The 12278-nt window shown below is 41.7% G+C and carries 13 protein-coding genes and 1 pseudogene; 5 read left to right on the forward strand and 9 right to left on the reverse strand.

The features are described 5' to 3' along the window. The first annotated feature begins 2 nt into the window (after positions 1-2). The gene (locus CHH75_RS00120; RefSeq protein WP_095266491.1) at positions 3-710 is read left to right on the forward strand and encodes a DNA alkylation repair protein; all 708 of its coding nucleotides are present in this window, start codon (positions 3-5) and stop codon (positions 708-710) included. Between the two features lie 1497 nt (positions 711-2207). Here the strand turns inward: CHH75_RS00120 and CHH75_RS25080 are convergent. After that, positions 2208-2327 (reverse strand): annotated as a pseudogene (locus CHH75_RS25080) (helix-turn-helix transcriptional regulator); the annotation flags it as partial. Positions 2328-2588: 261 nt separating this feature from the next. Between CHH75_RS25080 and CHH75_RS00135 the strand changes: the two are divergent. Next, complete coding sequence (locus CHH75_RS00135; RefSeq protein ID WP_095397110.1) at positions 2589-2957, forward strand: hypothetical protein; 369 nt, start codon at positions 2589-2591, stop codon at positions 2955-2957. A 168-nt stretch (positions 2958-3125) separates the two neighbouring features. On the opposite strand, the gene CHH75_RS00140 is transcribed toward CHH75_RS00135, so the two are convergent. Both CHH75_RS00140 and CHH75_RS00145 read right to left on the reverse strand, forming a co-directional pair. After that, on the reverse strand, positions 3126-3659 hold the full coding sequence (locus tag CHH75_RS00140) for a hypothetical protein (protein WP_176475408.1): 534 nt from the start codon (positions 3657-3659) through the stop codon (positions 3126-3128). Beyond that, the gene (locus CHH75_RS00145) at positions 3632-3919 is read right to left on the reverse strand and encodes an ATP-binding cassette domain-containing protein (RefSeq protein WP_255222916.1); all 288 of its coding nucleotides are present in this window, start codon (positions 3917-3919) and stop codon (positions 3632-3634) included. Before CHH75_RS00145 ends, CHH75_RS00140 begins: the two co-directional genes overlap by 28 nt. A 462-nt stretch (positions 3920-4381) precedes the next feature. Between CHH75_RS00145 and CHH75_RS00150 the strand changes: the two genes are divergently transcribed. Next, positions 4382-5860, forward strand: coding sequence for an NAD(P)/FAD-dependent oxidoreductase (locus CHH75_RS00150; RefSeq protein WP_095397112.1), 1479 nt, complete (start codon positions 4382-4384; stop codon positions 5858-5860). A 40-nt stretch (positions 5861-5900) separates the two neighbouring features. Further along, positions 5901-6515 carry a TetR/AcrR family transcriptional regulator gene (locus CHH75_RS00155; RefSeq protein ID WP_095397113.1) on the forward strand — a complete coding sequence of 205 codons (615 nt, stop codon included), beginning with the start codon at positions 5901-5903 and terminating at the stop codon, positions 6513-6515. A 102-nt stretch (positions 6516-6617) separates the two neighbouring features. Here the strand turns inward: CHH75_RS00155 and CHH75_RS00160 are convergent, their stop codons facing one another. From CHH75_RS00160 to CHH75_RS00185, 6 genes are all read right to left on the reverse strand, one after another. Beyond that, on the reverse strand, positions 6618-7838 hold the full coding sequence (locus tag CHH75_RS00160) for an IS256 family transposase (RefSeq protein WP_095397114.1): 1221 nt from the start codon (positions 7836-7838) through the stop codon (positions 6618-6620). 418 nt (positions 7839-8256) lie between these two features. Continuing rightward, the gene (locus CHH75_RS25580) at positions 8257-8436 is read right to left on the reverse strand and encodes a DUF2197 domain-containing protein (protein ID WP_095397115.1); all 180 of its coding nucleotides are present in this window, start codon (positions 8434-8436) and stop codon (positions 8257-8259) included. Between the two features lie 235 nt (positions 8437-8671). Continuing rightward, entirely contained in the window at positions 8672-8920 is a 249-nt protein-coding gene (locus CHH75_RS00170; RefSeq protein WP_095266454.1) for a hypothetical protein, read from the reverse strand. A gap of 259 nt (positions 8921-9179) precedes the next feature. Further along, on the reverse strand, positions 9180-9644 hold the full coding sequence (locus tag CHH75_RS00175) for a DUF2691 family protein (protein ID WP_095266453.1): 465 nt from the start codon (positions 9642-9644) through the stop codon (positions 9180-9182). A 166-nt stretch (positions 9645-9810) separates the two neighbouring features. After that, complete coding sequence (locus tag CHH75_RS00180) at positions 9811-10497, reverse strand: hypothetical protein (protein WP_244908236.1); 687 nt, start codon at positions 10495-10497, stop codon at positions 9811-9813. A 33-nt stretch (positions 10498-10530) separates the two neighbouring features. Then, positions 10531-10998, reverse strand: coding sequence for an HIT family protein (locus CHH75_RS00185; protein ID WP_369680135.1), 468 nt, complete (start codon positions 10996-10998; stop codon positions 10531-10533). A 584-nt stretch (positions 10999-11582) separates the two neighbouring features. Here CHH75_RS00185 and CHH75_RS00190 point away from each other — a divergent pair. Then, positions 11583-12047, forward strand: a complete 465-nt coding sequence (locus CHH75_RS00190) for a VOC family protein (protein WP_095397116.1) — start codon at positions 11583-11585, stop codon at positions 12045-12047. The last annotated feature ends 231 nt before the right edge of the window (positions 12048-12278 follow it).

The following is a 12278-nucleotide window of genomic DNA, read 5'->3' on the forward strand; positions in this document are numbered from 1 at the left end:
AGGTGACCTATGAAGAAATTATACAGGCATTGGCTGACATGGGCAGTGAGCAGACGAAAAGCACGTATATTCGCCATGGGGCGAAAGAGCCGCTCTTTGGCGTCAAAATCGGGGATATGAAGAAGCTCGTTAAGCATGTAAAAAAAGACCAAGCGCTCGCTCTGCAGCTGTATGAATCCGGCAATTATGATGCGATGTACCTGGCTGGACTTAGCGTCAATCCGAAGACGATCACCAAGGAGCAGCTGCAGCATTGGGTGGCTGGCGCTAATTGGCATGCGCCTGCCGAATATACGGTAGCGAGAGTGGCCGCAGAAAGTCCGTATGCGCGTGAACTGGCGGTGGCGTGGATTGATTCGCCTGAGGAACTGGTCGCTGTGAGCGGATGGAGCACCTATGCCAATTATGTGTCGATTACGCCAGACGAAGCGCTGGATATGGAGGAGGTACGCAGCTATTTGATCAGAGTGCGCGATACCATCCACAGCGAGCGCAACTGGGTTCGCTATGTGATGAATACCTTTGTGATTTCGGTCGGGACATACGTTAAGGCTTTAACGGAGGAAGCGAAGGCAGTCGCAGAGGCGGTCGGCAAAGTGCATGTGGATGTCGGCAATACGGCATGCAAAGTTCCGCTGGCAACGGAATATATCGCCAAGATCGAGGCGATGGACCGAGTGGGTAACAAGAAAAAGACCTGCATTTGTTAACCAGTAACAGCGAAAGAGGTGGGGGCCGTTCTATGCGGCACACCTTTCGCTGATGCATTAGAAGCTGCGGAATACGCAGGCGGTAAGCTGATGAGATGGATAATTCTGCCATGGCATACGACTGAAGACGGAGTTATTTTCATTCCGGAGGAGGTAATGGAGTATTGATAATCTAAGGTATAATCTATGAAGAAAAGCTGAGAGTAGGAGAAGCCATTCATGAAAAATAATAAGTATGTACGTACATTGACAGAGAAATGGTGGTTCATTATCGCCACATTGGTAAGTTCACAGATTTTGTATTTAATAATGATGTTTTATACGTTTCCTTATTTGTCGAAGGAATCTAATCATTTGCTCCCATTAGATATGAGGGCATCCGGTTACAGTGTAAATGACGTAGAGCTCTTTTTATCCACAATATCAGACAAAGGAAGGGACTTTTACATAAATGTTCAATTACCGCTAGACATGGTGTATCCTTTGTTATTCTCTCTATTTTGTATTCTGATTCTGTCAAAGCTCACTCGTGGTAAAAATGCCGTCTTATCGTTAGCAGCTTTACTGATTGTCTTTATTGACTATGCAGAAAACTTGTGCATCTATTTGCTCTTAAAGAAGGATTCTGTTTCTTCGGACCTCGTTAGTTGGAGTAGTGTTCTTACCATTACTAAGAATATTGTCTATAATGCGTTCTTGATCATAATATTATTCTTAATGTTAAAAAACATAGTCTCATTTGTAAGAAATAAGATTACATTGAAATCACAAAGTTAGGTTGTGGATCGTTAATTGATGGTGGTATGGATCGATCGCGATACGGACACCATAAGTGGTGTGCGGAGCAAAATCAATTATGAAGAAAATATGAATGAGTTGCATATACATAGGCCACGTATAAACTTCAGGATGTTGGATATGGACACCTCATGATGAATTTTCGTATGATGCTGATAAGCTTAGCCGCATTATAGTTAGTGATACAGAATTGGCATAAATCGATTGAGGGGTAATGGTCGGTGAGGTTAAAACATTTGGTGACTGACGAGTTATGACGGCGGGTAGCAACAATAGTTTGGAAAAATTGAGGCTGAGTCTCTAAGTTCTTTTTCACAAAACTCGTATTTTGTACATATGTTATTAAATCCCTTTGTATTATTGATTTTACATGCATCTTCCTATTTCAATAGTTTTTTATACTCGGCTTCAGTTATAGGGTGCCCTTGGATAGGTCCCTCCACTATACTCAACCAACATATCGCGTTTCACTACCTTGAAACTTCATAAAATTACGTTAGTAGGTTCCTCCATAGGGCGGCATTGCTATAGACTTCGCTCTTGCTTATCCGCATCTAGTCAAAACTTATCCTAGTTGCACCCTCCATCAATGGCAATTCTTATCCTATAAACAAGATGTGGCAAGGAACATTCTTCCACTTACCTAACTGAAGACAAAGAACATAGTTAAAACATGTGACTTCTTATGCCTTCACTGACCGGCGATTGGTATCCATATTTCATGGCTACATCGATCATCCTTGCATCGGTTGTCTGCAGTTCAAAAGCCAATGTCAATCGTTGACTTCGGATGTACACAGATAACGTGATACCGGTGATTTATAGATATATATATCGAGCTTCACACCTATGTCCATTACCAGCAACATGATAGAATAATGTATTTAAGTTCCACATAATTGGTAAATCATACAGATGGATCTATTCCCTTTATTGATGATAATATACCTAATGTTGTGTACATAACAAGAACATTATGGAGGTTGCTTAATTGCAGAAAAAGAAAGTTTTAATTTTATTGGGAGGGCTATTAGTTCTCGTTGCCAGCAATTATGCGTATGTGAACCACACGTTGAACTAATGAAGAAGAAAAAAATTTCTAAAAGCATCATAGCCATTGTCGTTATATTGATTATTGCTTCAACCTTTATTTTAATTGAAAACTTAATCAGTAAGAAAGAAGTTGAGGTTAATTCGACTTACTATACTGGTTTTGTTTCAAGAGTACAGAAATTGGATGATACACTTGCTAAAACCAGTGAGATAGAGTCTAATAGAGAAATTGAGCAGATGTTTGATGTGTATACTTCCATTATTTTAGTGAATGACCGATTAACTCTCCTAAAAGAAAATACTAAAAGTTTCCCTGATATTAATGTTCTCATCAATGACTTTTTAATATTTAGGGATGAATATGGTTATCTTGTAAAAAGATCAATTAGAAGGTAATCGAGCAGATTCTGATGTACACATAAAAGTGGTCAAACAGATCAAGTTATTCCTGAATAGCTTGCCAAAAGAATACGAGCATTCTAAGGAATTTTCTGATCAGTTTAGTGCCGCTGCTGATCATATTAAGCCATTACTACATTTGAATTTCTAATTTATATAATTGGTTTATTTTTGCTGAATCTGATTTTTTATAGCTTCAATGAGCGTGCTCTTATTCATGCCTGTAATTTCGTCAATCTCACTGTAATCATTATCATCCCCACTAAATTCAATGCTTTCAGTTCCAGATATTTTAAAAGTTTTCGGAGCGTTATCCGAGTTGTATTTTAGAATGGCGGCGTCCTGATCATCTATTTCTATAATAAACGGAGACACAGAAGGCACATAATTATCATTATATTTACTCAAAAATAACACATACTGTTTATCAGTTTCAGGCTTCACATAATGAGGTTCAATGATATCTGCACTGTACTCCTTCCCCTCTATTGATGTGGTAAGTCTTTGGAAGTGGGGAATTCCTACCTTTATAATTTCAGTGAGATCTCCAAGTAAATTGGTGTCTACTTTAAAATTGTAAAGGTCTCCTTCTTTGTAATAAGGTTCTTTACGCATTTCCCACGCTTCCGAAGAGCGCTCAAATTTTCCTGTAACAATATAATCTGCATTTTTCACCAAACCCTCCACATCACCGGCCATGGCAGCGAGTACACATACCCAACATCGTCCTCTTTCAAATCGCGCACCGACGTACGATCCATTAACTTGATACTGCCGCTATCTGCCTGTGTCTCCCTACTTAAACAATTGAACAATGTGGTCTTTCCGGCCCCGTTTCGCCCAAGCAGCCCATATATCTTTCCCTGCTCAAAACGAAAGTCCCCGCCGGCCAACACTTGTTTTTTGCCATAACTTTCCTCAGGTCTTGAAGAATAAGTTCCATCAACTTCTCCCCTCATCTATCCCAACTTTCGATCGGTCATCAAATTATGATCTAATTACCTTTCGCACATCAAAACTATATCAAATAACTTTATGAAGGTGGTTGTAACAAACTATTAAAACTGTTCTGTCTTTAGGTATTGCAATTTCCTAATTTCAGCTGATATGGAGGATGTTCAAATCAAGATGAATCATTCGCCATTCCTCCATAAGTTAATTACATATTCTCTCCAAAATACTCGAAGGGATTGACAATCCGAAATAAATGACTTACTTTAAGAATGAATCATTCATTCTCAAAAACTCGAACTTTCTTTTAGCTTTTTTCAGGGTTACTTGCACTCAGCATTTTTGAAAGGAGATCATTTCATGAATTAATACTAACACGTCCATTTTTACTCCGTTCGATAGGCCCCATGGGCCATTTCGACAACTCTTTGAAATATCAGTCGTAATTTTAAATTAGGAGGAATGAATTTATGAACATGGAACGCGCGATTATTATTGGTGGAGGTATCGCCGGACTGCTGGCAGCCAAAGTGCTGTCTGAATTTTATGGCGAGGTTATCATTGTGGACCGAGACGCTTTTCCTGAGGAGCCTGAAAACCGTCCCGGAACACCTCAGGCCTTTCAGCCCCACCGGCTTACGCCTCGCAGCAGGATTATTCTAAACCGTTTATTCCCTGGATTCATTAATGAATTAATCAACAATGGAGCTCACCCCACTCTTGGGAAGACCACGCATCTTATCAGCCCTTACGGCCGGATGATCGCAGTCGAACAAAATCACGATGCGTCATTCAGCAGGGCCCTGTTCGAATGGGTCATACGCAGCTATATTCAGGGTATCGATAATGTTCTTTTGCTTGGCTTGAATGATGTGATTCATCTTCAAACGACAGAAGATCATTCACGAGTAACAGGCATTGTTATCAGGGAGCGTACCTCGGGTGAACGTCAGCAGATCACAATGGCGGCAGACCTTATCATCGACACGAGCGGCCGTTTCTCCAAAACTGTTCAATGGTTATCCGAGCTCGGGTATGAAGTTCCGCAGGCTGAGCGATTAAAAGTATCTTTGGGGTACAGTACACGACGTTATCGCATCCCTGTAGGGCGCAAGGAAGAGCTGGATGGGATTCGCATGGAAGGCAATCCTCGCGCGGCGTCACATGCAGGCGCTTTTTCAATCATTGAAAACGATATAGCAGAAATGGTACTCTGGAATTTGAACGGTCGTTATCCCTCCACCGATCCGGCATTATTCGAACAAGAAATTCGGCAACTAGGGAACCCATTATTGAATGAAGCGCTGCAAGGACTGGAACCGATCGGGCAGCCACGTGGTTTTCGGGTTCCGGAACTGACAAGGCAGCGATTTGACCAGATGGAGCGATGGCCTTCGGGATTGCTTGTCATGGGAGACGCATTCTGTCAACTTGATCCTGTTTACGGACAAGGAATGACGCTTGCGGCGATAGAAGCGGAGATTCTTGAAGCATGTCTTCACCAACAGTTGAGTCTCCCCAAACCTGACTTCGAACTGGAAGTCCTTAATCGGATACAAGAAATCATCGAGCCGGCCTGGTGGTTAAATGTCGTGTCTGACCTTCGCTGGGAAGGCGTGGAGCACATCGGTGCACAACCGATTCAAGGTTTGACGTTCGTGCAGCACTATTTCGAACATGTCCTTAAATGGTCTACGGAGCATGACAATTATGACATTTTCGGATTATATTGGCTCGTCAACTCCTTGTTCTTATCCCCGCAGGAACTGTTTAATGCGGATGTGGTCACATCCTTGCTGGCTGCGGGTGGTTCCGGTGAAGCTAAGCAATGGTTAGACCGATGGATCGAGGATTCGGATCGGCCGCTGCATGAACGACTGGAACAAATGATTCCTTCATTTGAGCGAGCTCCCTTCGCAACCATAGAGCAACTTATGCCATCATCATGATCATATACAGCAAATAAGTAGTAAAAGGAGTGCCTAATCCGTGACACCATTATCCGAAGAACAGTTGATTCAACGGCGAGAAACGCGAAGACAGCAAATCTTAGAAGCTGCCTTAAAGATATTTGCCCAACGCGGCTTGCATGGAGCCAAGATGAGCATGATCGCTGAAGAAGCCAATCTTAGTGCTGGCCAGCTCTACCGGTTTTTCGAATCGAAGGAAGAGCTGTTCGTCACCCTGATCCGGCAAGTTGCCGAGGAAACTGCTCGGGAGATGGAGAGGATCTACGAGATCCCTGGTTCCCCTTATGACAAACTGCGCATCTTTACTGCGACCATTCTGAAAGAGGAAAGCACACAATATCCATTCAAGCTGATCCAGCAGGCCAATTCGGCTGAAGATGTGCCGACTGAAGCTAAACAACTGCTGCAGCATTTTTCCGTGAAGCGCTATATTGATCTGCTGCTTCCTTTGTTCGAGGAAGGCCAGCAGACTGGGGATTTCGTACAAGGCGATGCCTGCCAGCTCATTTCCGCATTTTTGACCATACTGTCCGCATTGATTACACTCAACATGCCAATCGATGATGATCATCAGCTGCCAGATGCGGATATACTCATGCGAATTGTAGCGGGTCCGCGCGTCCAAGAGCGCTAAACTATACTCAGGAATTAAAAAGGTGATTGATCAAGTCCGGGTCTGTCAAGATTTCTGTGTAAACTCATTCCAAGCAATCCCCCGAGGGGGGATTTGGCGCTTCTAACGTAAATAGTTACTGACCCGATCCGGAAAGAAGACCGAAAGCTGAAGGAGCATCTGCCCCCAGTTTTGGACACGGCCTGTCCATTTTCGTGTCACATCCATCGTGGCCAGGTAGAGCATTTTCAGCAGGGCTTCATCGGTAGGGAAAATACTCTTCCCCTTGGTCACCTTGCGAAGTTGCCGGTGGTAACTCTCAATCATATTTGTGGTGTAGATGAGTTTGCGGATCTCAGGCGGATACTTGAAGAAGGTGGAGAGCTCCTCCCAGTTGTTGCGCCAAGAGCGGACTATAAGCGGATACTTAGCGCCCCAGACTTCCTCGAAGCGGTCCATCTCTAGCAGCGCTCCTTCCTCGGTTGCGGCTTTGTAAATGGGCTTGAGGTCGGCAGTCACCTTCTTCAAATCCTTGTACGACACGTAACGAGTGGAGTTGCGGATCTGGTGAATGATGCACTTTTGAATCTCGGTCTTTGGATAGCAGGCCGCAATCGCTTCGGAGAAACCACTCAGATTGTCCACACAGATGATGAGAATGTCTTGGACACCACGATTTCGCAGGTCATTTAGCACGCTGAGCCAGAACTTACTGGATTCATTCTCCCCGATCCACATACCGAGTACATCCTTGTTCCCGTCCAGGTCGATGCCAATCACCATGTAGGCCGCTTTGTTAACTATGGCCCCGTCCTGCTTCACTTTAAAGTGAATCGCATCCATGTAGACGACCGCGTAGACGCCTTGAAGCGGCCGATTCTGCCATTCCTTAATGAGAGGCACGATTTTGTTGGTGACATTGGAAATGAGCGTAGGCGAGACTTCGATACCGTAAAGGTTTTGCAGATGGTCTTGAATCTCTCGTGTACTGACACCTTTGGCGTACAGGGCGATGATCTGATCTTCAATGCCAGTTACATTCTTCTGGTGTTTCTGCACAACAACGGGCTCGAACTCACCCATCCGATCCCGTGGAATTGCAATTTCCTGCTCTCCGTATTCGCTGACCACCGTCTTCTTGCTCTTGCCATTTCGGCTATTTGGCGTCATCTTGGCTTTGACCTCGTGCTTCTCGTAGCCTAAGTGCGTATCGAGCTCTGCTTCCAGCATTTCTTGAAGAGTTTCAGCAAACAGTTCTTTCAAAGCATTCTGCGCATCTTGTGCTGTTACCAGCTTGTTCTCCTTAATGAAGGCTCGCAATTGCTCTTTCGTCCAAAGTCCCATGTATTCTCCCCAACCTTTCTATGTCTTCCATTTTACTGGGTTTAGGAGTTTACACAAACTATTTTACAGACTCTCAAGTCCCGTGGGATCCTGATCAATCACCGAAACCTTTCCGGCCCAAGTGCCATCTTGGACTAATCGGTTACTAACGGATTGCCATTTCTCGCTCCAGTGTCGTTTTTCCTGAATAATTTTAGGAGATTGATCTTCTCCACCTCTCCAACTCGGCAGCCGGTACTGTAGAGAAACTCCAGCAGCGCTCTTTCCCTATCAACTTGTTGTCAAATTTTATTGACTTGATCTATGGATTAATCCACTCATTTCTTTAGCATTTACACCATTGACGGAGTTGCTTGGTTTAATTGTGTCGCGACGTTTTAGTGCATTATTTGAAGATAATCGTTGAGAACATCAAAAATTAAAAACGATTAATCCCGCGCATTAAATTCAAAATTGCTTCAATGCGTATTTTATCAGCACAATCTTCGCAACAAAAAACCTTAACCTTTCTTTCCTTAGCTTGTTTATATTTTAATGATCCTTCGTATACCCTGAATGTTTTTTTGCAATTATAGCAAAGTACATCATAGTAAAACATTGCAACCCCCTTGGTAAGACATCAATTCTTAGTTGATATATCGAAGATTGTAACCAGCTCTCTCGTATATTCCTTGCGATTCATTTATAATTTATAGCAGGTAACATATCGTATTATCGAAAAAGCGTAGATGCATCCGTACGATTCGCACAACGGAAGCGCGTTAGTCAATGAAACAGCGACAGCCGGATTGAGTAGCCGATGGAGTTGTTTTTCACTTTCCGAGCACTATCAACTAAAAGAACTGCAGGTAATCTCCTGGCTCAGTTAAAAATTCAATTGCTAAGCCCGCAATCGCTATTAATACACCATATAGGATATTAACTTTTTTTTCACTCAAGTTCGTTTTTTCAAAAACAGCAACTAACGATATCAGAATAACTAAATAAGCAATATTTTCAGCACCACTAACCAAGTTAGATAAAAACACCGAAATTCCTAGCGCAAATATAAACAATGGAATCCTTAATTTTACCTTCATCATTTTCACATCACCTCTCTTCTTTGGTTGCACCCAACGCTATACCCTCTGTGAACTAGTAGAACGTCCTATAACGTTCATGCATTCCTGACGTTCAAGCGGCTTAAAACGTTGCGGGTCGTAAGACTTAGCTGGTTGAATGTGTCGCCTGAATAAGCTTCTACGATATTCCTCTTGGCTACCAAGGAGTGTCAGCGACGAAGTATGAATGTAATGTTATCCGGTGTCACTGCCTTCATGATTTACTTGCATTCATACTTTCCTACCATACAGAAAGGCTTGTTCTGAAATCATTCTCGTCAGTTATGTATTTTATATTTGCATAGGCCTCTTTTTTGGCGTTAGAATATAGCCCTTCTACTAACTTGTCATTTTTGCAATAAATTGTTGTATAAGAACTATCGACAACTAATAATGCCAATTCGCAGTTACTACTGAGAAAATCATCGTAAGTTATAATTTCAATTGGTTTACTGCCTTTAGGAAAAGCTTTAAGGTCTTGGAATATTAAATAATAATCGTTATTCTTAATGACGTTTCTTAGTGTTACACCATCCATACATTCAATTAACCCCGAGAAAAGTGCATCCAGTTTGCCATCTAATATAATGTATGACTCTTCCCCACCAATCCACCAATTATGATCTTCGACTTTAAAAGGTTTTAATATATCTTCGAGATATCTTCCGTATTCATTTGGAATTTCAAAACTAATTCCCCTTATCATCTACTCTTCTCCTTATTCTTTCCTGCAGCGATTTCAGATAACGTTTCCGTGCTCACGACGCCCGGCGAATGGCGGGTAGTATTCACAGCAACCACTTCTTCGAAGCCGCTTCTGGGACCGAGAGCGAATACCCGATGCGTGTTGTGTTAGCTGAAATTCCTGACTCCTACGAGTTACTTTCAATTACATCTTCCATGAACCACTGATACATCTTTAGTTTAAACTTAATGGCAAGTTCTACATCCCTCTTAGAAATCCATGAAAATAATGGATTCTCAATAAAGCCAATTAGATCAGCCTTTGTCCTCGCTAAACTCTTCAGAACTTCTGAATAGCTAAAATCAATAAATGTTAACTTGGTTTTTATGTTTGACTCGGGATCATCAGACCACACTCTAACATAATCATCAAGGTAAGTAATTCCTGGAGACGGATCATGCCCCATCCACGGACTTATTCTATTCCTTATAGATGTATAAACTGTCCCCCATTCTTCTAATCCGCAACAGCAGCTTGGCATTATATAATTCTCTTCATTCTCAAAAAATGCAACACCACCTGAAATTGCAACCTTATCGTTCTGCAGAAGTTCATCAAACGACGCATTCATGGACTGTTTTACATCAATGTTGTTGTATCCGAATAGATGCATTAAAAATAACTCAACATCGTGTTCAGAACTTTCGGGGGACAAACAAATGTATTCTTTAAGTTCTATCTCACTCTCAATCCAAACCGGACATTCATGATATGGTTCTGTAATTACTGGTTTTGTGTAAGAGATGGAAATGCACCTCCTTAGACTTGTTATTATTCTCAGGATGAAGCGTGAATGCGGTGTTATATAAAGCATCCGCCTTCCTTGAGTCAGCTATAAAATATTGTTTTAATCCTTCCTATTCTCTTTGCTCTTGAATAAATATCTTATGCCTTTACCTGCATATAGTTCATTAGAATATCTAGGAATTATATGTAAATGGGAATGAAATATATGTTGCCCCCCTACATGCCCACAGTTCCAACCCACATTATATCCTTCAGGTTTATATTTCTTATCTATATACTGTTTTACTTCATGTAATAATTGATAGGTTGCATTCCATTCTTCTTGACTTAAATCAAATAAGGTTTCACGATGTTCCCGCGGCACAATTATGCCAGCACCTTCTATTTCTTGTACTTTTAACAGCGTATAAATACAATACTCATTACATAATACAATTTCATGATCGAATTTGGATGTAATATTGCAGTATACACAATCTCCCATGAATACACCTCGATTAAGTCTTGGTTTTTTAAGATGCTGTAATTTAGGTTTTTCGGATATTTCGCTTAACGTTGTTGTGTTCACGAACCCGAGAACCTGAAGCCCCGGAGGGGTCGCCGCGACCACGGTTAAGGTTCGCAGGGATGTTCGCCTGGTTCCCTGCTCTGCCGACCACTTCGGGCGAACCAAGGAGCTGACAGGATCCACCGCGGAATATAATGTTAGCTGATGTTGTCACTTCTTCGATTATACTAACAAACTTCCTTTCGTACCTATTGTTATTTCTCCTTCATGATAGTTCTCAATGATGATTCCTTCATCAAATTAACAATTTGAATTTGTCTTCCATCCTTCATTACTATTTCTTGTGATCTCATATGACTATATATACATGAATTTACAGATAAAACATCGATGCATTCATTGAGCAGCGTTCGAAACTTATTAGATTCATGGGAAACGCTAGCAGACAGCATAGTTTAAAAAAGATGTGCGCCCTCCACCAGTTTGATGTAGGGCAGCTTGTTTCAGCAATATCATGATGTTGAGCTCTCAATCTTACCATCGGCTCCCCTCTTTTTTCTTCAATATGAGACGGAAACGGTGACATACATCTGTCATATTTTATAAATTATATTACATTTATAACAAGAAGGAGGTTATGTTTTATGTCAGCTATTGCCTATTTAAACTTTGATGGAATTGCAGAACAAGCGATTGAATTTTATTCGGAGGCTTTAAGCGCATTTGAAGTAAAAGTAGTGAAATTTGGGGATATCCCACAAGATCCAACCTACCCAATGCCGGAAAATGAGTTAAATATGATCATGGAGTCTTCCATTGAATTCGCAGGTGGGAAAATCATGATGTCTGACATCTTGCCTTCCATGAAGGCGGTAACAGGTGAGCTGGTGAAAGGGAATACGATTCTGATTAGTCTAGTCATTCACGATAAGCAAAAACTGGAGGAATACTTTAATCATTTGTCTGTTGGCGGCCACGTCATCATGCCATTATCCAGTTATCCTTGGTCTTCATGCTTTGGAATGCTAGTTGATAAATTTGGGGTCAACTGGAAGTTCAATAGCGACGCAGATCAGTTTCTTGATAACGTAATATCGAACAAACAGTAACTCGTGCTTAGAAATGGTCTTCCAACTGAAGGCCATTTTTTTAATATACCGATGGAGGCACGATTTATGAAAAAAAGCTATTCTACGCTTATCTTTTCCGGATTTAGGTATATTAGGGGCATCATAAGCAACTGAAATGGGCATGATCGAAGTCCGCCTCCAGACGGAGGTTACCAATTCAATTTTGCCTTATACTTTTCAAAGCTGGCTCCCACATTTCAATTGCAACGA

This window comes from Paenibacillus sp. 7541 (genome assembly GCF_002276395.1).
Lineage (GTDB): Bacteria > Bacillota > Bacilli > Paenibacillales > Paenibacillaceae > Paenibacillus_AQ > Paenibacillus_AQ campinasensis.

What these genes read in the sequence shown, in the direction of transcription:
- CHH75_RS00135 (WP_095397110.1), top strand. Translation starts at nt 2,589, where the DNA reads ATGAAGAAGAAAAAAATTTCTAAAAGCATCATAGCCATTGTCGTTATA.
- CHH75_RS00140 (WP_176475408.1), bottom strand. Translation starts at nt 3,659, where the DNA reads ATGGCCGGTGATGTGGAGGGTTTGGTGAAAAATGCAGATTATATTGTT.
- CHH75_RS00145 (WP_255222916.1), bottom strand. Translation starts at nt 3,919, where the DNA reads ATGAGGGGAGAAGTTGATGGAACTTATTCTTCAAGACCTGAGGAAAGT.
- CHH75_RS00150 (WP_095397112.1), top strand. Translation starts at nt 4,382, where the DNA reads ATGAACATGGAACGCGCGATTATTATTGGTGGAGGTATCGCCGGACTG.
- CHH75_RS00160 (WP_095397114.1), bottom strand. Translation starts at nt 7,838, where the DNA reads ATGGGACTTTGGACGAAAGAGCAATTGCGAGCCTTCATTAAGGAGAAC.
- CHH75_RS25580 (WP_095397115.1), bottom strand. Translation starts at nt 8,436, where the DNA reads ATGTTTTACTATGATGTACTTTGCTATAATTGCAAAAAAACATTCAGG.
- CHH75_RS00170 (WP_095266454.1), bottom strand. Translation starts at nt 8,920, where the DNA reads ATGATGAAGGTAAAATTAAGGATTCCATTGTTTATATTTGCGCTAGGA.
- CHH75_RS00175 (WP_095266453.1), bottom strand. Translation starts at nt 9,644, where the DNA reads ATGATAAGGGGAATTAGTTTTGAAATTCCAAATGAATACGGAAGATAT.
- CHH75_RS00180 (WP_244908236.1), bottom strand. Translation starts at nt 10,497, where the DNA reads ATGCTTTATATAACACCGCATTCACGCTTCATCCTGAGAATAATAACA.
- CHH75_RS00190 (WP_095397116.1), top strand. Translation starts at nt 11,583, where the DNA reads ATGTCAGCTATTGCCTATTTAAACTTTGATGGAATTGCAGAACAAGCG.